This is a genomic window from Lachnoclostridium sp. An14 (genome assembly GCF_002160755.1).
Taxonomy (GTDB): Bacteria; Bacillota; Clostridia; order Lachnospirales; family Lachnospiraceae; genus Lachnoclostridium_A.
This window is the reverse complement of sequence record NZ_NFLE01000001.1, coordinates 1-23560: the sequence shown is the minus strand read 5'-3', so window position 1 is coordinate 23560 and position 23560 is coordinate 1. Positions and strand designations below refer to the sequence as shown.

Here is a 23560-nt window from a genome sequence, read left to right as displayed (position 1 = left end):
AGATTGCGTGGCGATTTCCATGCGCTCCGGCGGGGCCGTCACTCCACGCATTCCAGCTTGCTGACGGAAACCTCGTAGGCCACCCGTTTCTCGCATTCGATGTCGCTGAGCTTTTTGGTGTACTCCCGGCTCTGCACCCGGCCCCAGACCCGGACCCGGACGCCCACCTGGAACCCGGAGGCGTAGCGGGCGTTTCTGCCCCAGGAAATGCAGGGTATGTAATCGGACTTGCCGTAAGGGCGGTTTACTGCCAGCAGAAGGTCGGCGATCTCCCGGCCCAGGGGCGTTTTCCGGTAAACCGGCTCCTTGCAGATGTAGCCGTCCAGGAAAATCTGGTTTGTCTTTGTGTAGTCCGTAAACTCCTCCAGGAAATTGATCTCCCGCACGAACACCGACAGCACCAGGCGGTTTTTGGCGCCCTCGTGGCGGTTATAGGAACGGAACTGGCCGATGGCCTCCACCGTACAGCCCTCGTAATTTCTGTCCACATCCAGCAGCCGCTCGGAAATCATCAGGGGAATCACATCCACCTGCTCGCTCAGCCGGTTCACCGCCAGCTCCACCATGTAAAAGCCCTCTCCGAATACCTCATGGCTGAAGGTGAAACCGGATACGATCTCCCCGATCACGCTGACCTTGTTGTTTTCCATCATTTTTTCCGACATAGTATCTCTCCTCTTTCTTGACCTTATTATTTGCCCGCAAGCTAATACTATGTCTATGACGAAAATATCCCGCCTATGACGGAAACCGGCCGCAAAATGCGACAGGAATCCGGCCAAGGCGGGACGGTGGTTGTTACAGGAAGTATTCGTTTTTTCTGGGCTGCGCCAGCTTTTGGGTAAACCCTTCCGCGAACTCTAAGTAGGCGGGAACATTCATGTTCTTGGCCTGCTCCGGACAGATGCGGATGCAGCGGAAACAGGCAATGCACTTTGCCGGGTCAATGGTCACGCAGTCCGGGGCGATGGCCCCCTCCGGGCACTCCGCCGCGCAGAGGCCGCAGCGGCTGCACTCCCCGGCGGTGAGGGGATGGAAATGGCCTCCTCCTCCGCCCTCGTCCCCCTTCACGTAGGGACGGTTTCCCGGCACCGTGTCCAGAAAACGGCCGGCGGCCAGGTTTTCCTTTACCTGCGCGGCGAAGGAACGGTCCTCCGCCAGATCCGCCTCATCCGGACGTCCCACCTGGATCTGGCCGTAGGTGTGCTGTCCGATAAGGGCCGCTGCCGCCACCAGGCGAAAGCCCAGCTCTTTTGCCAGGTCAAAAAGCTCCAGCAATGCGTCATCGTAGTGGCGGTTTCCGTAGGTGACAGTGATGACGCAGGGCGTTTTGTTTCCGTGAAAGGCCCGGAAACGCTCCTTGGAACCGCGGTAGAGGCGGCCGCCGTAGACGGGCGCCCCGAACACCACCAGATCCTCCGGGGAAAACTCCGTGACCTCCGGTCTGGCGTCAAACCGGGTCACGTCCAGGGAGACCACTTCCCCGCCGCCTGCAAGCTCCGCGGCGATGGCCTCCGCCCCCTTTTTCGAGGTCCAGGTGGGAGAAAAATAGATGGCTGCTGTCATTTCCAATCCCTCTTTTCGTTTTTATCTTTTTTGTATACAGGATACCGTATTCTATCCGGACGGCCCGGCCTATCCCACCAGGTCGAACAGGGAGAGCTGGTTGCTCTCCGGCAGGCCGCTTAAGATGTTCAAATCGGCCATCAGGTCGCAGATGGTCTTACTCACCTTGGTGCGGTTGCGGAAGTCCTCCTTGGAGAGGAAGGGCCCGTCGATCACCGCGTCCACGATGGCGTCCGCCGCCTTCTCCCCCAGTCCGTCGATGCTGGATAGGGACGGCATCAGCTTTCCGTCGATGATCTGGAAATGCCTGGCCTTGGCCCGGTAGACGTCGATGGGCAAAAACTCGTAGCCTCTGGCGTACATTTCCTGCACGATGCGCATATCCCGCAGGGTGGCCTGCTCCTTCTGAGACAGGGTGTCGGAACGCTTTTTGTAGTCGTCCAGATAGTATTCCAGCCGGTCTCTCCCCTGGCACATGAGCTCGTAGGAGAACCCGCTGGCCCGGATGGAGAAGAAGGCGGCGTAGTAGGCCAGGGGATAGAACACCTTGCAGTAGGCGATCCGCCAGGCCATCATCACGTAAGCCGCCGCGTGGGCCTTCGGGAACATATATTTGATCTTTTTGCAGGAGCCGATGTACCAGTCCGGCACGCCGTGGGCCACCATCTCCTCCTCCCACTCCGGCTTTAAGCCCTTTCCTTTCCGGACGCTCTCCATGATGGTGAAGGAGAGCTCCTGGTCTAACCCCATACGGATTAAGTACACCATGATGTCGTCACGGGTACAGATGGCCGTCTGAATGGTGGCCTTTCCCTCCTGGATGAGAGTCTGGGCGTTTCCCAGCCACACATCGGTGCCGTGGGCCAGGCCGGCGATGCGCACCAGGTCGGAGAAATACTTCGGCTTGGTGTCGATGAGCATCTGCATGGCAAAGTCCGTTCCAAACTCCGGCACGCCAAGAGCTCCTAAGGGACAGCCGCCGATGTCCTCCGGCTCCACCCCCAGGGCCTTCGTGCTCTGGAACAGGCTCATCACCTCCGGGGAATCCAAAGGAATGTCCTTTACGGGATCCAGTCCGGTCAGGTCCTGAAGCATCCGGATCATGGTGGGATCATCGTGTCCTAAAATGTCCAGCTTTAACAGGTTGTGGTCGATGGAGTGATAGTCAAAATGGGTGGTGATGGTGGAGGTCGTCATATCGTTTGCCGGGTGCTGCACCGGGGTGAAAGAATAAATTTCCTCCCCCAGGGGAAGCACGATAATGCCTCCCGGGTGCTGTCCCGTGGTCCTCCGGACGCCCACGCAGCCCTGGACGATGCGGTTGATCTCGCAGTTGCGCTTGCGGACGCCGTGCTCCTCAAAATAGTTTTTCACGTAGCCGTAGGCCGTCTTGTCCGCCAGGGTGCCGATGGTCCCCGCACGGAAGGTCTGGCCTTTTCCGAAAATGACCTCCGTGTAATCGTGAGCCTTGCTCTGGTACTCTCCGGAGAAATTCAGGTCAATATCCGGCTCCTTGTTGCCCTTAAAGCCTAGGAAGGTCTCAAAGGGGATGTCAAATCCCTCTTTTTTCAGCGGTTTCCCGCAGACGGGGCAGGTGCGGTCCGGCATATCGCAGCCGGCCAGGCCGTCGCACTGGCGCACCGCCTCGGAGTCGAAATCGTAGTAGTGGCAGTTGGGACAGATGTAGTGGGGGCTTAGGGGGTTTACCTCCGTGATTCCTGACATGGTGGCCACGAAGGAAGAACCTACGGAACCTCGGGAGCCCACCAGATAGCCGTCCTCGTTGGACTTCCACACCAGTTTCTGGGCGATGATGTACATCACGGCAAAGCCGTTGCTGATAATGGAGTTTAGCTCCCGCTCCAGCCTGGCCACTACGATCTCCGGCAGGTTTTCCCCGTAGATCTCGTGGGCCCGGTCGTAGCAGATCTTCCGCAGGGTCTTGTCGGAGTCGGGGATCACCGGCGGGCATTTATCCGGCCGCACCGGGGAAATCTTCTGGCACCGGGAGGCGATCATCCTGGTGTTGGTCACCACCACCTCGTAGGCCTTATTGGGGCCCAGGTACTCAAATTCCTTTAACATTTCCTCCGTGGTGCGCAGGTACAGGGGGGCCTGCTCGTCGCTGTCCTTAAAGCCCTGCCCCGCCATGATGATGCGCCGGTAAATCTCGTCCTCCGGGTCCAGGAAATGGACGTCGCAGGTGGCGCACACCGGTTTTCCGAACTTCTCTCCCAAATCCACGATTTTCTTATTGATCTCGATCAAATCGTCCCAGGATTTCACCGTGCTCTTTTCATCCTTCAGCATGAAGGCGTTGTTCCCCAGGGGCTGGATCTCCAGGTAGTCGTAAAAATTCACCAGCCTGGCGATGGCCGCGTCGGAGGCCCCCCGCAGAAGGGCCTGGTAGAGCTCTCCCGCCTCGCAGGCGGAGCCGATGATCAAGCCCTTGCGGTATTTTTCCAGCAGGCTCTTGGGGATCCTGGGCCGCCTGGAAAAGTATTCCAGGTGGGAGAAGGACACCAGCCGGTATAGGTTTACCCGGCCCTCGTCGCTGTCTGCCAGGATGATCACGTGGTAGGTGGGCATTTTGCGGATCATCTCCACGGACATCTGGCTCATGGCGTTTAAGGCGTCCACGTCGTTTACGCCCCGGTCCCGGAGCATTTTCACAAAGGCGGCAAAGATCTCCGCCGTGGCCCCGGCGTCGTCCACCGCCCGGTGGTGGTTTTCCAGGGACACGTTTAAGGCCTTGGCCACCGTGTCCAGCTTATAGCGGTTTAAATTGGGCAGCAGGTGCTGGGCCATGGAGACGGTGTCTAACACCGTGGGCTCGAAGGGGATGTCCTGTCTGGCGGCGTTGTGGGCCACGAAACTGACGTCGAAGGCGGCATTGTGGCCCACCAGCACCGCGTCCCCGCAGAAGGCTAAAAACTCCGGCAGCACCGTCTCGATCTTCGGCGCGCCGATGACCATGGCGTCGTTGATGCCGGTGAGCTTTTCGATCTCAAAGGGGATGGGGACCTCCGGGTTTACGAAGGTACTGAACCGGTCCACGATCTCCCCGTTTGCCACCTTCACCGCACCGATCTCAATGATCCTGTTTTTCTCCGGGCTGAGGCCTGTGGTCTCTAAGTCAAACACCACAAAATCCCCGTCGAAGGACTGGCCCCTGGGGTGTTCCACCAGCTGCTTTAAGTCGTCCACCAGATAGCCTTCCACGCCGTAGATGACCTTGAACTCGTCCCCCTTGTCCAACGCGTGGTTGGCGTCGGGGAAGGCCTGGACGCAGCCGTGGTCCGTGACGGCGATGGCGTCCATCCCCCACTTTTTCGCCCGCTTGATGATGTCCTTCACCTCAGAGACGCCGTCCATATCGCTCATCTTCGTGTGGCAGTGCAGCTCCACCCGCTTTTCCAGGCTGTTGTCCATCCGTTTGCCGGTGAAATCCTCGCTCTTTTTGATGCCCACCACGGAGCTTAAGGTCAGCTCCCCGTCGAATTTGTCAATGGTGATCACGCCCTTGACCCGGACGAAGGTGCCCTCCTTGACGGCGTTTTTCAAATCCTCCAGGGCCTCGCCCTCGGCGAAGATCTTTACGGTCATGGTGTCGGTGAAATCTGTCACGTCAAACATGAGCATGGTCTTGCCGCTGCGCAGCTCCCGGCTGTCCTTGTGGATGATCTTTCCCCGGATCACCGTCTCGCCGATGGCTCCGTCGATCTTGTCAATCTCCACCGCGTCCCCCTCAAAATCCCTGGCGTAGAGCACGTCGGGATTGTCGGAGCGGCGGTAGGCCTTGCGGAACTCCCCACGGCCGGAGTCGTTTTTGCGGAACCCGCTGCGGCCGCCTTTGCGGAATCCCTCCCGGCCGCCGTCACGGCCGGTGCGGGAGGCTGACGGGGAGGCAGTTTTGGGCGTGGGGGGTTTTCCTTGCCCGACGCCGGATATTCCGGCTGCCCCGGTTTTTCCAGCGGCTCCAGCCATTCCGGCTGCTCCGGCCGGGAAAGCCGCTCCGGCCGCTCCCGCTCCCGGCGCCGCGACGGCAGAGCTGCCCCCAGAACCGATGGCAGAAACCCCTCCGGGAGTCTCATCCCAGGGAGCCGGCTCCGCCCCCTCCGGTAGCACGTAGCTGTCCCCGGCCATGGCCATGGCACGGTCCCAGAACTCGTCCGGAGCGCCGGGGGCCTCCTGGGGATGTCCGCCTGGCGCGGACACTCCCTGTGCCGCCGCGTCCGTTCCATGGCCGAAGGAGCCAAAGGAGGAACCGCCGTTTCCCACGGAACTGCTAACGTCCTTCCTCCCTCCGGCCGCACCGGAGCCTTCCGCCCCGTATCCGCCACTGGATACCAGGGCGTTTCCCACGGCGGAGCGCAGGGTGATCTCCATCACCTCCCTGGCCAGCTGGTGCTGTTTCTGTTTCATCAGCGGATTTTCTTTCGCCTCCACGTACTGGAACTGCACCTCCACCGGCAGGCCGCAGCGCTCGTGGAACACCTTTTCCAGCACCCGCTTTAGCTCCCCCGCCTTCTCCCGGTTGACCATGGTGTCCTCCACCGTCATGTGGAGGAGGTCCGGCTCCGGGAAGGTGCACTCTGCCTTCCGCAGAATGGTGTACTCGATAATGCTGTAGTTTTTTAACTCCAGCAGCAGGCTGTCCTTGTAGATGTCCAGCAGTTTCTGGGGGGTGTACTGGCTGGAAAGGCGGTACTTCTCCATGATTTTTACGGAGAGCTGCTTTCCGGGAAACAGCTGGTCCCGGATACCCCGTTCCAGATCCAATATATTCTTTTTATGGATCAGCCGCGGGCTGACGATATAAATGCGGATGGAGCTCCGGTCCCGGTTGGAGGCCACTTTTTCCACCTCCACCAGGTTCAGAAGCTCCCTTAGGTCCTCCGTGATATGTAAATCCGGAAACACCTCCAAAAACGTCTTTGCCATTCTATTTCCTTCTCTCCCGGCGCATTTCCTCCAGTTCCCCGCGAAGGACAGAGAGCAGCTCGCCCTCCGGCACCTTGCGCACCGCCTCCCCCTTTTTGATGAGCAGGCCTTCGCCGATGCCGCCGGCTACGCCGATGTCCGCCTCCCTGGCCTCTCCGGGGCCGTTTACCACGCAGCCCATAACGGCCACTTTCACCCCATCCAGGTCGTCAAATTCCGTCACCATGCTCTCCACCTGGTTTGCCAGGCCGATGAGGTCGATGCGGGTCCTGCCGCAGGTGGGGCAGGAAACCACCTCAATCCCCCCTTTCCGCAGTCCCAGGGTGCGGAGGATGAGCTTGGCGGATTTGATCTCCTCCACCGGGTCGCCGGTGAGGGAAACGCGGATGGTGTCGCCGATGCCCTCATGGAGAATGATCCCCAGGCCCACGGCGGATTTGATATTTCCGGAGGCTACGGTGCCGGCCTCGGTGATGCCCACGTGCAGGGGATAGTCTGTCCGGGAGGCGATGAGCTCATGGGCCTTTACGCACATCATCACGTCGGAGGACTTGATGCTGATCACCAGGTTGTCATAGCCCATGTCCTCGATCATGGCCGTTTTCTGGAGGGCGCTCTCCACCAGTCCCTCCGCCGTCACACCGCCGTATTTGGCTAACAGCTCCTTTTCCAGGGAACCGCTGTTTACTCCCACGCGGATGGGGATATTCCTCTCCTTCGCCGTCTCCACCACAGCCCGGACCCGGTCGGAACTGCCGATGTTTCCGGGATTGATGCGGATTTTGTCCGCCCCGTTTTCCATGGCGGCGATGGCCAGACGGTAGTCGAAATGGATGTCCGCCACCAGGGGAATATGGATGCGGGAGCGGATCTCCCTTAAGGCCTTTGCCGCCTCCATGGTGGGCACCGCCACCCGGATGATCTCACAGCCGGCCCGCTCCAGCCTAAGAATCTGGCTGACGGTGGACGCCACGTCCTCTGTTTTCGTGTTGCACATAGACTGGATGGCCACCGGGTTTCCTCCCCCGATGGCCACGTTTCCGATCCGCACGACTTTCGTATGCTCTCTCATATGTTCCCTTTCTCCCTCCATCTGCGGGCGGGATCCCCCGCTCCGTCAGAAAAAGCTCCGTATATCGTTAAACAGTACAAATATCATCAGCACCATGAGAAGGAGCAGGCCGGCCATATGGACCATGCCCTCCTTTTCCTGGTCGATGCCCTTTCCCCGCACGGCCTCCAAAAGGAGAAATACCAGCCGTCCGCCGTCCAAAGCCGGCAGGGGAAGGAGATTCATAATCCCCAGGCTGGCGCTTAAAATCAGGCACCAGTAGCACAGGGTGAGGAGCATGACGGAAACGCCGATCTCCCGGCTCTCCTCCACGTTCTCCCCGATCATGGCCACGATCCGCACCGGACCGGCCACCGCCTCGTCCACCTCTACCTGCCTGGTAAACAGCATTTTCAGGCTGTCAAAGGTGGAGGTGATGCAGTATTTCACCTGATAAGCGCTGTAGTAAACTACCTCTCCCAGGCTCTCCGGCTTTACGTACTGGCCGGTGAAGGTGACGCCCATCAGATAGCGCCCCTCTGTTTCCGAATACTCCGGGGTGACCATCGTCTCTCTCGTCTCCCAGGAGGTTCCGTCCTCCGACGGGCGCTCATAGCGGACCCGCAGGGTCTCGCCGGGGTTTGCAAGCATATAGACCTGGACGTCCTCGTAGGCGTCGATTTTGCGGCTGTTCACCTTCGTGATCACGTCTCCCGGCTGCAGGCCGGCCTCCGCCGCCGGAGACCCCTCTGTCACGCCGTCGATCCAAAATTTCTGATAGCCCATGTTCATGACGATGATCACCGCGAACAGGAAGGCCAGAATAAAGTTAAAGGCCGGGCCGGCAAATACCACGGAGATTCTCGCCCAGACCGGCTTGTTGTTAAAGGCTTTCGGGTCTGTCTCCTTCTCGTCCTCTCCCAGCATCATGCAGGAACCTCCGAAGGGAAGGAGTTTTAAGGAGTACCGCGTCTCCCCTTTCTGCCGGCTCATCAGCCTGGGCCCCATGCCGATGGAAAACTCCACCACACCGATGCCGTTTGCCTTCGCCAGCAGGAAGTGTCCGAACTCATGCACCAGCACGATCAGTCCGAACACCAGGATCGCCGCTATGATATTCAGCAAATTACCACCTGCTTTCTATATAGTCGTAGGTCTCCCGCTCCGCCTCCAGGATCTGCTCTACAGACGGGTGCGGGATCACCTTATGGCGCTCCATGGCGCCCTCAATGATGTCCACTATGGTAAGATACCCGATTTTCCGATTTAAAAACATACTCACTGCCCGCTCGTTGGCCGCGTTGAACACGGTGGGCAGGGAACCGCCCGTCCTTCCCGCCTGGTAGGCCAGAGCCAGACCCCGGAAATTCTCAAAATCCGGCTCCTCAAAGCGGATGTCCTTCAGTTTCCAGAAATCCAGACGGTCTCCCGGCAGAGGGCGGCGCTCCGGATAGCAAAGGGCGTACTGGATCGGAAGTTTCATGTCCGGGGTGCCAAGCTGAGCCATCACCGCCCCGTCCTCAAACTCCACCATGGAGTGAATCACGCTCTGGGGCTGCACTACCACCTGCACCTGATCCATCCCCACGCCGAACAGCCATCTGGCCTCCATCACCTCCAGGCCCTTGTTCACCATGGTAGAGGAGTCGATGGTGATTTTCTGCCCCATGGCCCAGTTGGGATGCTTTAAGGCGTCCTCCACCTGGATGTCCTTCATCTGCTCCCTGGTGCGGCCGCGGAACGGCCCGCCGGAGGCGGTGAGCAGGATCTTGCTGATTTTATTGTTCTTTTCCCCGTTCAGGCACTGGAAAATGGCGCTGTGCTCACTGTCCACCGGCAGCAGCCGCACCCCCATTTCCTCTACCAGCGGAATGATGAGATGCCCTGCCGTCACCAGAGTCTCCTTGTTGGCCAGGGCGATGTCCTTTCCCGCCTCAATGGCGGCAATGGTGGGACGGATGCCGATCATGCCCACCACCGCTGTCACCAGAATGTGGGACAACGGCTCCGTGGCCACCTGCAGAAGGCCGTCCATGCCGGAAACGATCTTTACGGGAACGTCCGCCACCCGCGCCTTAAGCTCCTTCGCCTTTTCCTCCGACCACACCGCCGCCAGAGAGGGGCGGAATTTCCGGATCTGGGCCTCTAAAAGGGCAATATTGCTGCCGGCCGCCAGGGCCGTCACCTCCAGATCTTTGTTCTGCTCCACCACCTCCAGGGTCTGGGTGCCGATGGAGCCGGTGGAACCGAGGATCGAAATTCGTTTCATATGTTACTCTCCTATTCTGCATCCGGCAGAATGCCTGCCGCCTATAAAATACTCACTGCCAGAAAGTTTACCGCAAAGTAAATGGCCGGAGCCGTAAACAGCATACTGTCAAACCGGTCCAGCACGCCCCCGTGGCCGGGGATCAGATGGCCGTAGTCCTTCACGTCGTGGTTGCGCTTGACCGCGGAGGCGGCCAGATCGCCGATCTGGGAAATCACCGCGGCGATGGCGCAGGCGGCGGCACAGGCCAGCAGAGGGCTATCCACCTCCAGCATATGGCCGCCGAACACCGCCCCGTAGATCAGCCCCAGAAGGGCCGCTCCCACCACGCCGCCCACAGCGCCCTCAATGGACTTTTTCGGGCTTAGTACCGGGGCCAGGCGGTGCTTTCCAAACAGCATCCCCACGCAGTAGGCGCAGGTATCGCACCCCCAGGAGCTTAAGAAAATAAGCCACACCAGGTATTTCCCGTCGGGGATCATCCTGGTCTGGTACAGGTAGGACAGCATCACCGGCACGTAAAACACGCCGAAGAACGCCCCCGTCACCTCCTCCGTCTTGTAGTCGGGAAAGGTGACCACGTAGATGGTCATGAACACCAGCACCGCCAGGATCACCACCAGCTCCAGATACAGCTTTCCCCCGAACCAGAGGAGGGCAAAATAAGCCAGTGCCATGACGTATCCGGCGATGCCCACCGCTTTTTTCTCGATGGAGAGCACCCGGTAAAACTCAAACAGCCCCACCATGGAGATGGCACAGGTGACCGCAAACAAAAGCGGCCCGCCGGTGATCACCACCGCCAGGGCGACCGCCACCAGGACGATCCCGCTTATGAGCCTTGTCGTAAACATCCTACTCCTCCCTTCGGTCCTACGTGGCCTTTACACCGCCGAATCTTCTGTCTCTTTTATTGTACGCCGCAATGGCTTTTTCTAATTCCTCTTTGTCAAAATCCGGCCACAGGCAGTCGGTGACGTAGATCTCCGTGTAGGCCAGCTGCCACAGCAGGTAGTTGGACAGGCGCAGCTCCCCGCTGGTGCGGATGAGCAGGTCCGGATCCGGGATCCCCGCCGTGTCCAGGTAGGAGGCCAGGCTCTGCTCCGTGATCTCCTCCTTCTGCAAGGCTCCGGTTTCCAGATCCGCCGCCATCTTCCGCACGGCCCGCACGATCTCGTCCCGTCCGCCGTAGTTGACGGCGATGATGAAGGTCAGGCCGGTATTGTCCTTCGTCTCCCGCTCCAGGCGGTTGATCCCCTCCACAATATCCTTGTCAAACCGGTTTCTTTCGCCGATCATTTTCACTCTCACGTTGTTGGCCTTGGCGATCTTTAACAGGCGCACCATGTAAAAGCGGAACAGCTGCATGAGCGCTCCCACTTCCTCCACGGACCGTTTCCAGTTCTCCGTGGAAAATCCGTACACCGTCAGATACTTGATCCCCATGCGGGCCGCCAGCTCCACCGTTTTCTCCACGGTGACGCAGCCCTCCTTATGCCCCATGGTCCTGGGGAGCCCTCGTTTTTTGGCCCAGCGGCCGTTTCCGTCCAGAATCAGGGCCACGTGCTCCGGAATCACCATATGTTCCATATTTTCCATTCTTCCTCCGCTACTCGTTCCCGCATATGCGGCAAAACGGGAAACAGGGGCGGTCTCATTCGCCCGCCCCCTGATTGTCCATGTATTATACGGTCATGATCTCCTTGGTCTTGGCCTCCACAGCCTTGTCCACCTCTGCGATCATCTTATCTGTCAGCTTCTGGATCTTCTCCTCCGCCTCTTTTAAATCGTCCTCGGAAATCTCGTCTGCCTTTTCCATCTTCTTAAACGCGTCGTTGGCATCCCGGCGGACATTGCGGATCGCCACTTTTGTGGCCTCGCCTTTTTTCTTTACGTCCTTGGCCAGCTCTTTTCTGCGCTCCTCCGTCAGCTCCGGGAATACCAAGCGGATCACGGAACCGTCGTTGGTGGGATTGATGCCTAAGTCGGAGGTGAGGATCGCTTTCTCAATTCCCTTTAACAGGCTCTTTTCCCAGGGCTGAATCACGATCATGCGGGCCTCCGGAACGGAAATGTTGCCCACCTGCTGGATGGGGGTGGGAGTTCCGTAGTAGTCTACCTTCAGCTTGTCCAGAACGTGGGGGTTGGCCCGTCCGGCGCGGATGGAGGCGTACTCGTTCTGCAGCGTCTCCAGGGATTTGTTCATCTTGTGCTCGTAAACCTGTAATTTTTCCTTATCCATAATTCCTCCTAGTTATACGGTCACTACCGTGCCGTTTATTTTTCCTGTCATGGCGTCCGCGATGCTGTTTTCCTCGTTCAGATCGAATACAGCCATGGGCATTTTGTGCTCCATGCACATGATGGAAGCGGTCAGATCCACCACCGCCAGCTTTTTCTCGATCACTTCCTCGATGGAAATGGTGTCGTAGCGCTTGGCGTCGGGATTTAACTTGGGATCGCTGTCGTACACGCCGTCAATGGATTTGGCTAACAGAATGCAGTCCGCGTCCATCTCAATGGCCCTGAGCACGATGCCCGTATCGGTGGAGAAGTAGGGATGTCCCGTCCCTCCCGCGAAAAATACCACCATTCCCTTTTTAAAGCATATATTGGCCTTGTCCTTGGAGAACAGCTCCGTCATGGAGCCGCAGAGGAAGGGGGTGAAAATCTTCGTCTTCATGCCCTCTGCCCGGAAGATCTCCGACACGTAAATGCAGTTCATCACTGTGGCCAGCATTCCGATCTGGTCCGCTTTCGTGCGGTCGATGGCGTTGCTGGTGCGGCCTCTCCAGAAATTGCCGCCGCCGATGACAATTCCCACCTGGACCCCCTGGTCCACGGAGGCCTTTACCTGTCTGGCCACGCCTCTGACCGTCTCCTCATCAAAGCCTGTCTTCTTCGGTCCGGCAAGCGCCTCGCCGCTGAGTTTTAACAATACTCGGTTTGTTTTCATGTTCATCCTCTCCGGTTGTCTTTTTCCCTGCGCGGGATTTTACTCTGAAAGCCCCGGATGGCGACGATATAGATGGGCGCGCTCGCGCACAGATATATCGGCATCAGACGGGCAAGACGGTATGAGAAAGTAGGGCGGTAGCCCGGATTTCGAATACCGTCGGCAGATGGCGGGAACGCCGTAGGCGTGGAGCCATCTGGCTTTCATGATTTCGTGATGACCGCGTTAGCGGTCATATCCGTTTACTTTGAAAAGTATATCATATTCCCGGACGTTTGAAAAGCGGTTTGCGAGAAGAAAACAGAACAAGTCTCTGTCAAGTAATCGTTGGCACTTTTTTTCGATTTGTCTTTTCCTGTAATCCTGGTGGGATTTTTATCTTTATTCCAGCTTTAATATCCTGCCAGATGCAGCAGCCATTTCCTGTCTCCTTGGATTTTTCCTTCCAATCCTACGACATGGCCGATTGCTGGATAGTCATACCCTTTCCCTTCTTTTCTCGGCGCTTTCGCCGCAGTAAGGATTTCTTCACAGATTAATTCTGTCTTTTCTTGTTCCAATATCGGTTTCTTCAACCGCTCTGTTACCTCATACAGCTTTCCACTGCATTTTTTCGCCAGAATCTTTGCCAGATGGTTCCCTCCGCGTATACTGAAACTTCTGTGTCCGTGTTTCATCCGTCTGGCAATGATACTCCATGTATGGTTTTCCATTGTCCCCATATTCCGGTATTCTACCCCTTCCGGGCTTTCCGGCAGTTCTAAGCCCTGGGATTGATAAGGCAGCAGGCCCTCCCGATTATTCTCATAATACCGGATCAGTTCTTCTGTTTCCTCTATCTCCTTTTCTTCCTCTAATAGTTCCAATATAGCACGCTGTGCCGCCGGATGATGGATTTTTTCCCGCACTGCTTTATTCCGGTGAAATGGATCCAGCTGGAAACAGGTGCTCTTATTCTTTACCATTTTAATCCACGCTGCTCCGTCCGCGTTTAAAATCCTCTGCTCGACGAAATCCAAATCAAAGGTCTGTGCGATCTGCGCTTCCCGGTATTCGTGGAACTCCTTTGCTTTCGAAAACCCTGCCACAGCCACTTTGTCTTCCAGGGTATAGCGGTCCAGGCCGGTCTTTCTCCAGCCAGAATACGCAATTCCTACTTTCAGTTCCGCTTTATCCTGTCCCATCCTCTTTCTGTCTTTCCCTTGCAGACGGATATATACCCCATCTGTTTCTTCGAACAGAACCGGACTCTCTTTTTCTCCTTTTATATGGCCCTTTTTGTACTCCTCAGTCAGTTCTTTTTCTTCCTCACAGACCTGTTCTCCCAATGCCTGTATGACATTCCATACCCCCATCGCACTGATGGTCTGGCCGGTCATTTCACTGACTTTGGCCGCGCACTCCCGGTAGGACAGTTCTGTGATGCCTTTTACCAGCAGTTCTGCCATGTTGGATGAGATCAACCCTACATTTGCCAGCTCCAGTGTCTCATCCAATAGATATACAAAACGTCTGGTGCCTTCTTCCTCCACGGTCTCATAGACCGTTCTGCGGTATGTCACTTCCCCGTATACCGTCTTTACAGTCGTCTGGCGAACTCCTTTATTCCGGTATTTTTTCCGATCACGGTCTTCCATCAGCAACCGGTCATACCGCTCCAGGAATTCCTGGGTGAACTGACGCCCAATCTGGCAGACCCACGCATAAATATTTTTCTCTAAATCCTTGAAAGTTACGCCATTTTCCGTTATCATTAAATTCATCATGCAGACTCCTTATGTTTTTTCTCGTCAACTAAACAATAAGACAAATCTGTATGATTGGGAAGGGGTTTTTTGCTCCTTCCCTTTATTTTTACCAATAATAATTATACTCTAAGACAGAACAAAGAAAAACAGAATCCCAAAAAGCGGGATTCTGTCAAAGAAAACTGCCCATGGCAGCGGCTGATTTATTTATGGATCATATCTGCCCCTTTATCCGCCGGGCTCCGCGCCGGAGGCACGGGAACCCTTCGGGCAGCCAAAGGGGCAAACGATTCCGTCAGTACGCGCGGCAGCGTAGACCCGCGCCGGAACCCGGCTGCGCCAGCAGCCATTTCCCTTTGCGCGGAACGCGCCTCCGGCGGGTGTCTGCCGTCTGTTTCGCTTACTGCTTGAAAATTTCTCCGTCCTTCATCACGAAGGAAACACGCTGGAGCGCCCGGATGTCCGCGATGGGATCCTCGTCCACCGCCACCAGGTCTGCCAGCTTTCCAGCCTCCACGGCGCCTACCTTATGGCTCCAGCCCAGCATTTCAGCGGCGTTTTTCGTGGCGGAGAGAATGGCGTCCTCCGGGGTAAATCCGTCCTCCACCAGGAGCTCAAACTCCAGGGCCTGGGAGCCGTGGGTGCTGAAGGGAGTGGCGGTGTCGGTGCCGAAGGCGATCTTTACGCCGGCCTCGTAGGCCATTTTCGTAGATTTGCGGTGGCGCTCCGCCACCATGGCACATTTGTCCACGTTCTCCTTGGGGATACCGGCTTCCACGCCGTGTTTCATGATGTTGTAGGGGGCGCTTAAGGTGGGAACCAGCCAGGTGCCCCGCTCCAGCATCATCTGCACCCCTTCCTCGTCCAGCATGGTGCCGTGCTCGATGGTGTCCACTCCCGCTTCCACCGCCCATTTGATTCCCAGGGTTCCGTGGGTGTGGGCACTGGTGATCTTCCCTTTCCGCTTGGCCTCCTTACAGATCTCCCGCATCTCCTCCAGGGTGAACTCCGGGGCCCCGGGGTCGTCTCCCATGGACATGACGCCGCCGGTGGCCATGAGCTTGATCTGGTCGGCGCCCCGCTTGAAGTTCTCCCGTGCGGCGGCGCGGCCGGCATCCGGGCCGTCCACGATGATGCCCATGGAGCTGCGCCCCTCGATATAGGGGTTAAAATGGGAGTCTGCGTGGCCTCCCGTGGTGCCTAAGGGCATTCCGCTGCAGAAGATCCTGGGCCCCTTTACCACACCGCTCTCGATCATATCCCGCAGGGCAATGTCCACAAATCCGGCAGAGCCCTCGTCCCGGATGCCTGTGAAACCGGCCATAAGGTCCCTCATGGCATAGACATAGGCCTTGATGGCCAGGGCCCCGTCGGTGGCGTAAGCCATGGGAGTGACGCCGTCCGGCTCTCCGTTCATGCTCAGATGGACGTGGCAGTCGATCCAGCCTGGCATCACGTATTTTCCGGAAAGATCCACTCGTTCCACGCCTTCCTCCGGCTCTTTTCCGTACTCCACTTTTTCAATCTGGTTTCCGTCTATGTACACGTTGGCCCCTGCCCGGAACGCTTTTTCCCGGACGTCGAACAGATGGCCGCATATTACTACCTGTCTCATGCTCTCTCCTCCCCGTTTACTGCTTGTAGATGGTCCCGTCCTTCATGACGAAGGCACAGTCCATCATGGCGGTGATGTCCTCCAGCGGATTCCGGTCAAAGGCCACGATGTCCGCCAGCTTGTGTTCCTCAATGGTGCCGATCCGGTCCTCCCATTTTAAGAGGCCCGCGTTCACCCTGGTGGCCGCCAGAAGGGCCTGGGCCGGGGTAAAGCCGCAGCGGGTCATGAGCTCAAACTCAAAGGCCTGCTCCCCGTGACGGTTGAAGGCGGTGCCGCTGTCTGTGCCAAACCCGATTTTTACGCCCATGGCAAGCATCTCTTTTAAATGCGCCCCGTGGTTTTCCAGGCACTGTTTCGCCTTGCGGGCCATCCACTCCGGCAGACGGCCGCCTTCCGCGAATTCCACGATGCGGTGGGCGGCGATGATGGTGGGGATCAGATACACCCCGTATTCCTTCATCATCTCCATCCCTTCCCGGTCGATAAGCATTCCGTGCTCGATGGAGGTGATGCCGGCGCGGATGGCGTTTTTGATTCCTTCCGCTCCGTGGGCGTGGGCGGAGGAAATGCGGCCGCGGCTGTTGGCAATGTCCAGGGCCGCTTTCATTTCCTCAAAGCTTAACTCCGGCGCTCCCGGCTCGTCCCCGTTGCTCATAACGCCGCCGGTGGCCATAATTTTGATCTGATCCGCCCCGTATTTGAAGGTGTAGCGGGCCGCCTTTCTGGCCTCGTCAGGGCTGTTGACAATGGTGCCGAAACTGCCGCCGGAGACTGCCGGGGAAAAGTCCGTATCCCCGTGGCCGCCGGTGGAGCTGATGGCCACCCCCGATACAAACATCCTGGGGCCGGAGATGAAACCGCTGTCAATGGCGTCCCGGACAGCCACGTCCGTAAAGCCCACGGCTCCCTCGTCCCGGATGGTGGTAAATCCGGCCATGAGATCCTTCTGCGCCCGCACCATGGAGCGAAGGGCCAGCTCCCCCTCCGTCTGCCGGTAGATTCCGTCAATGTTCGGCTCCCCGTCCATATTCACATGGACATGGGCGTCAATTAAGCCCGGCATAACGAAACGGCTGGAGAGGTCCACCACCTCCGCCTCCGCTTTTTCCGCCTCTGCCCAGGGGGACACCCGGACAATCCGGTTTCCCTCGATTTCCACGGCCATGTTTTCCAACGGGGTCTCACTGGTCCCGTCAAAGAGCAGGCCGCATTTTAACACTGTTTTTTTCATATACCTGAAACTCTCCCTTCTGAGTGGATTTTACGAATTATAGAAAAATGTGCGCATAGCGCACATTCGCTCCGGAGCGCGGCTGCGTAAACAGCCATCTTCCTCTGCGCGGAGTGCGCCTCCCACAGGAGGCTTTTGTGCCATAGGAGACGCAGTTTCCTATGGCGTAGAAAAACAGTTTCCCGGCCCGCCGCCCTGCTGGGGCGGGGAGCCGGGAAACGGATGGTCAGAATATCATCGGGACAATGATCCCGGCAAAAATCACAGATGCCACGGAAACGGTGGTGAATCCGCCGATCAGCATTTTGGGAAGAAGGGCCACATGGAGCATCTCCCTCTGATCCGGGGTGGCATCGATGGTCTTTACCACTTCCTCCGTCACGATCTGGGTACAGGGGTAACCAAACAAGGCGGTGATACCCACTGCAATTGAGATGGGAGCGGAATAGCCAAGAACCTTTCCGGCTACTACGGACAGCACGGCGATTCCGATGGAACAGAACACCAGCATTCCCACCAGAGGAATGATCATGTCGATCAGGGACTCAATGGTCACGGAGCCGAAGTTGCCCGGCAGGATGGCCAGGGTGCCCAGCATGAAAATACCGAAGGCATTGGCCTTCTGGAGGGAATCCCGGTCCAGAAAACCGATCTCTGTAAACAGCACGCCGAAGATCAGGTAGGCGATGCTGGAGTTTAAAATGGGCTGGCTGGCGCCGGGCAGCTTGGTCAGGGCCGATACCCAGGAGGCGAACACGGCCACGAAGGCCAGCTTAAACATGATGATTCCGGAGGTCTGCATCCAATCCGGCATATGTTTGATAACGCGAAGATTCAGTTCTTTTCCGCCTTTCTTTTCCTCCTGCTTGCGCACGGCCGCAGCGTCCAGCTTTAACAGGCGGGCCGCCTCCATTTTCAGGCACTTGGAGGCCACGGGAAGGCCTACGAACATCTGCAGGGAGCAGACCAGGGTGGCAAAGGCCGCCAGATCGGGGCGTCCCGCTTCGTTTGCCGCGTTGGAAGTGAGAATGGTGGCGATAATTCCGCCGGAAATCGGCGGCGCGGAACAGAGGGCGTACTCCCTTCCAAACAGCCAGGTGCCCACGGTGAAGGCGATCACGGCGATGCCCACCAGGCCGGCGCAGGCCACTAACACCGTCTTCCACTCCCGGATCAGCTCTTTTAAGTTGATCATGGTGCCTAAGTTGGTGATCATCATGGCAATACCGAAGGAATTCATCACCGTGGTTAAGCCGGTGCTGTCAATGGAGTTTGTGGGGATGACTCCCGTGAGAAACCCTGCCAGATAGCAGAGACAGCCGACGATAACGGCGGATACCACGGCCTTGGTCTTATAGGCGATCGCGTCGCCGAACAGGCCAAATACCAGGGCAAATACCATAAAACTAAACAACGGGGTCCACAGTGATTCCATACTCATACCTATACCTCTTGTAATTCTTTCTGTCTGTATTTCCGCCTTCCGGATTCCCGGCCGGAAGGACCGGCTTTTGAAAGTATAGCACTTTAAAGCGTTGGTGTAAAGCACTTTTGAAGTTTGAAGTGAAAAAGTTTTTTTGAATTGGTCTCAATTTTAGTATTTGAGCAAAGTTTTTGGAAAGCGGTTTTTAACGGTTTAAAAGGGATTCAAAAAACGGTCTTTCTACCAAAGAAACGATTTCTCTGCCAAAAAGGAGACGGTTTCCCATAGAATGGTTGTTTCAGAAAGCATCGTCAGACGGGAGAAAGGATGGGGAAATCAGACGGGACAATACGCAGAAACGGCAGGGCACTCTCCTTCCTCGAAGAATGCCCTGCCGCGCAGTCGCGCAAAGGAATATGGCTGCTGACGCAGCCGCGCTCCGGCGCGGGTATGCGCCAAACGCACACTTTTTTTACAATTTGGAATATCCGTAGGGGTTTACCAGGCCGTCCAGTTTCTTTCCCGCCTTGCAGATGGGGCAGTTGCGGTAGTCGGCAAACTGGTAATCCGGCAGCTCTCTCATGCCGTAGACGGCCCGCACCGGGATGCCGTCGATGGCGTCCACGGCGGTAAATACGGCGCAGATGCACTGGATGATGCCGCCGTAATACTGGATGCCCTCAATGCCTTTGTTCACCGTCAGTCCGGTGGTCACGTTTCCCGTGAGGATCAGGACGTGCTTTCCCTCCAGCATGGGGTGGTAGTTTTCCTTGAAAATGATCTGGCTGTTGCTGTTGTACTCCGGCTTGATCACGTAGATGGTTTTGTGGGCGTTCATGGACAGCAGGCCGCTCTTTGTCAGCTCCTCCGCCAAAAGGGCTCCGATCACCTCTGTCCCCTCCAGGCAGACAATGGTGTCAATCACCATTCCCGTCAGGTAGTTCCTTGCTAGCACGTCGGCGGCCTCCCTGGCCTCGCTCACCCGGCTTTTCACTGTGGTCAGGTCGATGTAATAGTTGATGTGGGTGTGGTTGGTGGCGAAATGACCTCCTGCCACTTTGAGCGGGACGCTCACTCCCGGCGCCGTAATCTTCTGAAACTTCATTTCCATGAATCGTAGCCCCCTTCCGTGATTTTCCGGGACGTTCGCGGCCCCGGATCGGTTATAGGGCTATTATACCTGATTTCAGGCCGGTCCTCAAGGAAAACTTGGCGCTCTCACGCCCCAAAATACTCCTGGATTTCCTTCATCCGCTCCGTCTGGACCACGTGGAAGGGACAGCGGCGGTCGCAGTGGCCGCAGCCGACGCAGGCGGAGGCCTTTTTCTCCAGGTTTGCGTAGTGATCTCTGGCCAGGGCGTCGCCGGCCTTTGCCAGGTCGTAATACTTATTGATCAGGCCCACGTCCAGGCCGGCGGGACAGGGCTTGCAGTGGTTGCAGTACACGCAGGAGCCTTCCGCCTCCGCCGGGGCAAAGCTCCCGATCACGGAGTAATCCGTCTCCTCCGGGGACGCCTCAAAGTAGCCCAGAATCCGTTTTAGATCCTCTCTGTTCCGCACTCCCGGGAGCACGGTGAGGACGCCCGGCTTATCCAGGGCGTAGCGGATGCACTGGTACTCCGTCAGGGCCTTTCCGAAGGGGGAGGTAGCGTCGCTTAAGAGCTGGCCGCCGCTGAAGGCCTTCATCACGGAGATCCCCACTCCCTCCGCCTCACAGCGGCGGTACAGGGCCTGGCGTTCGTCCACCTCTCCCACCGCATACTCCCCGTGGCGGTAGTCGTAGGCGGGGTTGATGCTGAACATGAGCATATCCAGGATCCCTGTGTCAAGCAGCTTGTTGGCGATCACCGGGGTGTGGGTGGAAAGGCCGATGCGGCGCACCACCCCTGCCTCCTGCAGCTCTTTGATGTAGCGGATGGTGCCGGCAGTTTCCGCCTCCTTTAAATCCGCCTCCTCGTCGATACAGTGGAGAAAGCCAAAGTCAATGTAGTCCGTTTTCAGGGCCTTTAACTGCCAGTCCACCGACCGCTTGATGTCCTCCAGCTTTAAGGTCCAGCCGTAGGTGCCGGAGCGGTAATCCGCCCCGAAATGCACCTGGAAGTACACCTGGTCCCGGCACCCGGCCACTGCCCGGCCGTGGGCCTCAAAGGGGACGGCGTCGGAGGCCGCCAGGTCAAAGTAATTGATCCCGTTTTCCACGGCCATGGCCACTACGGCCTCCGTTTCCGTTTCTCCCGCCGTTCCCGTGGAGCTGTTTCCCAGGCCGATGACGCTGATGGTTTCCGTCCCTCGCGGCAGCTTTCTGTACTCCATCATGGATTAGCCCTCCAGCTTGCTGGTGAAATCCGCCATGGCCTCGGAAATCTTGATCTGCTGCGGGCAGACGGCCTCACAGCTGCGGCAGCCAACGCAGGCGCTGGGCCATTTGTCCTTGGGGATGGCAGACAGGGCCATGGGGGCTAAGAATCCGCCGCCGGTAAAGCAGTGCTCGTTGTAGAGGGCCAGAAGACCCGGAATGTCCAGGCCCTGGGGACAGTGGCTGGTACAGTAGCGGCAGGCGGTACAGGGCAGGGCGATCTTGTTTACCATGCCGTCGGCGATGGCCAGAAGGGTCTCCTGCTCTTTGGCGCTTAAGGGTTTCTCCTCCTCGAAGGTGCGGATGTTCTCCTGCATCTGCTCCATATTGGACATTCCGGAGAGAATCATGGTCACTTCCGGGATGGACTGGAGGAACCGGAAGGCCCAGGCGGGAACCTTCTCCTCCGGGCGGAGAGCCTTTAAGGCTGCCTCGTCCTCCGGCTGCAAGGAGGCCAGCTTTCCGCCCCGCAGCGGCTCCATCACCCACACAGGGATGTGGTACTCTTTTAACAGCTTCACCTTGCCCTTGGCGTCCTGGAAACTCCAATCCAGATAGTTTAACTGGATCTGGCAGAATTCCATGTCGTTTCCGTAGGCCTCCAGGAACCGTTTCATCACGTCGTAGCTGCCGTGGGCGGAAAAGCCCAGATGGCGGATCCTGCCGTTTTTCTTCTGCTCCATCAGGTAGTCGTAAATGCCGTATTTGGGGTCCAGATAGGCGTCAATGTTCATCTCACACACGTTGTGGAACAGGTAGAAATCAAAGTAGTCCACGGCACATTTGCGCAGCTGCTCCTGGAAGATCTCCTCTACCTTGTCCATGTTTGCCAGGTCGTAGCCGGGGAATTTGGTGGCCAGATAGAACTGCTCTCTGGGGTAGGCCTTTAACGCGCGGCCCATCACCAGCTCCGACTGGCCGTTGTGGTAGCCCCAGGCGGTGTCGTAGTAGTTCACGCCGTGCTCCATGGCCCAGGCCACCATATCGGCGGCGGCCTTCTCGTCAATCTTTCCGTCGTCTCCGCCGATCACCGGCAGTCTCATGGCGCCCATGCCCAGGGCGGACAGCTTTAAATCCTGAAATGGTTTGTAGATCATGATATACCCCTCTCTTTCTGTCTCACAGTTCCCGGAACCGCCCGCAAAAGGCGGGGAATCCTGGAACGGATCTGTTGAACGGTTATGTCCAGTATAGTACTTAAAGTTGGGTTTAAGTCAATGGTTTTTTTGAGGGGGTTGGAATGAAATGCAGATATTCCGGCCGTGGCCAGTAGGCGTATTTCCCCATCATCCTCAGCCCAGGTCCGGTTCCGGTTTCTGCCCGGCCGCATAAGAGGCTTTGCAGAACCGTGTCCCGACACGCCAGCGTCAAGAACAGAATGCCGTCCGCCGTAAACTTTCGCAAATAGGCGTTTGGGGCAGAGACCTTGTCCGGCCTCTGCCCCAATTTCTTTTTTTACCGATGATCTACCAGCTTTTCACCAGTTCAAGGTTCCAGTCCACCGCGTACGGATTCCACACGGAGGCCTTCAGGTTTTCATAGATGGTCCGGCGGGTGCCGGAGGTATCTCCTGACCAGGTTTCGTATCCGGCCAGGTAGCTTTCCATGAAGGAATCCCAGGAATCAAATTTCCCCTGGATCTCCTTCGCCACCTCCAGGGATTTGTCCAGGGCCTCGGTCTCTGTGTAGTAGCCGGCCTGATAGTAATTTCCCAGGTTTGTCATGGCGCGGCTGTAGTCCCAGGCGGAACCGGTTACGCGGCCGGAGGCCAGCAGCTCCTCCAGCACCCGGTCCGCGGATGATCGGCCGGTCACGTTCCAGCTCTCCTCCAGGACCTTCTGCTTTTTGCGGGCCAGGACGCTGTCTGCCGATACTCCGCCCGCAGGCCCGGAGGCAACCGTTTGCAGCACGCCTCCGAAAGCCCGGATGTTTTCCTTGTTCTGGCGGGTGAGCACGGCGCAGGTGGCGTTGAACCACTGGACGGTGCTGTCGTCTTTGTAGGGATTGTACTTCAGATTGGCCTTCTGCTGGTCGATGCTGATGGCCACAAAGACGCCGCTTAAATCGTCCAGATCCATGACACACCGGCCCTCCGGATCGAAGGTGTAGTACAGCCCGTCGATCTCCCTGGTGCAGTCCTTCACAATGTAGCCCGTTTCATCCAGGTAACACCAGGAGCTGGCTGACTTTTTGAATTCGTTGGTCACCCTCTGGCCGTCTTTGTCGTAGTAGGCGTAGGTGCCGTTCTCCTGTTTCCATCCAGCGTAGGCAGGAAAGGCGGAAAACAGGATGGATGCCGCCAGGACGGCGGCGATGAGATATGGATGTCGTTTCATTGATTCTGCCCCCTTTGAGAAATATGATAGATATGATTATTATAGCATATTGCGGGGGCGGGTGG

18 protein-coding genes are annotated in these 23560 nt (G+C 57.6%); all 18 read right to left on the bottom strand.

The window, feature by feature from the left end; all coding sequences use genetic code 11:
- Window positions 1–38: 38 nt before the first annotated feature.
- Complete coding sequence (locus B5E84_RS00090; RefSeq protein WP_087217535.1) at window positions 39–665, bottom strand: single-stranded DNA-binding protein; 627 nt, start codon at window positions 663–665, stop codon at window positions 39–41.
- 133 nt (window positions 666–798) lie between these two features.
- The gene (locus B5E84_RS00085; RefSeq protein WP_087217533.1) at window positions 799–1566 is read right to left on the bottom strand and encodes a hypothetical protein; all 768 of its coding nucleotides are present in this window, start codon (window positions 1564–1566) and stop codon (window positions 799–801) included.
- Window positions 1567–1635: 69 nt separating this feature from the next.
- Window positions 1636–6510, bottom strand: coding sequence for a PolC-type DNA polymerase III (locus tag B5E84_RS00080; protein ID WP_087217531.1), 4875 nt, complete (start codon window positions 6508–6510; stop codon window positions 1636–1638).
- Window position 6511: 1 nt separating this feature from the next.
- A complete protein-coding gene (gene ispG, locus B5E84_RS00075; protein ID WP_087217529.1) occupies window positions 6512–7603 on the bottom strand; it encodes a flavodoxin-dependent (E)-4-hydroxy-3-methylbut-2-enyl-diphosphate synthase in 1092 nt (363 codons plus the stop codon).
- Window positions 7604–7627: 24 nt separating this feature from the next.
- A complete protein-coding gene (locus B5E84_RS00070) occupies window positions 7628–8683 on the bottom strand; it encodes a M50 family metallopeptidase (protein WP_087218180.1) in 1056 nt (351 codons plus the stop codon).
- A 4-nt stretch (window positions 8684–8687) separates the two neighbouring features.
- Entirely contained in the window at window positions 8688–9830 is a 1143-nt protein-coding gene (locus B5E84_RS00065) for a 1-deoxy-D-xylulose-5-phosphate reductoisomerase (protein WP_087217527.1), read from the bottom strand.
- A gap of 41 nt (window positions 9831–9871) precedes the next feature.
- Window positions 9872–10684, bottom strand: a complete 813-nt coding sequence (locus B5E84_RS00060) for a phosphatidate cytidylyltransferase (protein ID WP_087217525.1) — start codon at window positions 10682–10684, stop codon at window positions 9872–9874.
- A gap of 19 nt (window positions 10685–10703) precedes the next feature.
- Window positions 10704–11429, bottom strand: coding sequence for an isoprenyl transferase (locus B5E84_RS00055; protein ID WP_087217523.1), 726 nt, complete (start codon window positions 11427–11429; stop codon window positions 10704–10706).
- 85 nt (window positions 11430–11514) lie between these two features.
- Entirely contained in the window at window positions 11515–12072 is a 558-nt protein-coding gene (frr, locus tag B5E84_RS00050; RefSeq protein ID WP_087217521.1) for a ribosome recycling factor, read from the bottom strand.
- 12 nt (window positions 12073–12084) lie between these two features.
- Window positions 12085–12786, bottom strand: a complete 702-nt coding sequence (pyrH, locus tag B5E84_RS00045; RefSeq protein WP_087217519.1) for a UMP kinase — start codon at window positions 12784–12786, stop codon at window positions 12085–12087.
- A 392-nt stretch (window positions 12787–13178) separates the two neighbouring features.
- Complete coding sequence (locus B5E84_RS00040) at window positions 13179–14549, bottom strand: UPF0236 family transposase-like protein (RefSeq protein ID WP_204248514.1); 1371 nt, start codon at window positions 14547–14549, stop codon at window positions 13179–13181.
- Between the two features lie 385 nt (window positions 14550–14934).
- Window positions 14935–16149, bottom strand: coding sequence for a metal-dependent hydrolase family protein (locus B5E84_RS00035; RefSeq protein WP_087217516.1), 1215 nt, complete (start codon window positions 16147–16149; stop codon window positions 14935–14937).
- Window positions 16150–16165: 16 nt separating this feature from the next.
- Window positions 16166–17380: a metal-dependent hydrolase family protein gene (locus tag B5E84_RS00030; protein WP_087217514.1), complete on the bottom strand. Its 1215-nt coding sequence runs from the start codon at window positions 17378–17380 to the stop codon at window positions 16166–16168.
- A 226-nt stretch (window positions 17381–17606) separates the two neighbouring features.
- Window positions 17607–18821, bottom strand: coding sequence for a hypothetical protein (locus B5E84_RS00025; protein WP_087217512.1), 1215 nt, complete (start codon window positions 18819–18821; stop codon window positions 17607–17609).
- 454 nt (window positions 18822–19275) lie between these two features.
- Window positions 19276–19914 (bottom strand): type I phosphoribosyltransferase, encoded by a 639-nt coding sequence (locus B5E84_RS00020; RefSeq protein WP_087217510.1) that lies wholly within the window; start codon window positions 19912–19914, stop codon window positions 19276–19278.
- A gap of 107 nt (window positions 19915–20021) precedes the next feature.
- Window positions 20022–21119 carry an aldo/keto reductase gene (locus B5E84_RS00015; protein ID WP_242963185.1) on the bottom strand — a complete coding sequence of 366 codons (1098 nt, stop codon included), beginning with the start codon at window positions 21117–21119 and terminating at the stop codon, window positions 20022–20024.
- 3 nt (window positions 21120–21122) lie between these two features.
- Entirely contained in the window at window positions 21123–22256 is a 1134-nt protein-coding gene (locus tag B5E84_RS00010) for an aldo/keto reductase (RefSeq protein WP_087217508.1), read from the bottom strand.
- A gap of 369 nt (window positions 22257–22625) precedes the next feature.
- Entirely contained in the window at window positions 22626–23495 is an 870-nt protein-coding gene (locus B5E84_RS00005; RefSeq protein ID WP_087217506.1) for a DUF1266 domain-containing protein, read from the bottom strand.
- Between the last annotated feature and the right edge of the window lie 65 nt (window positions 23496–23560).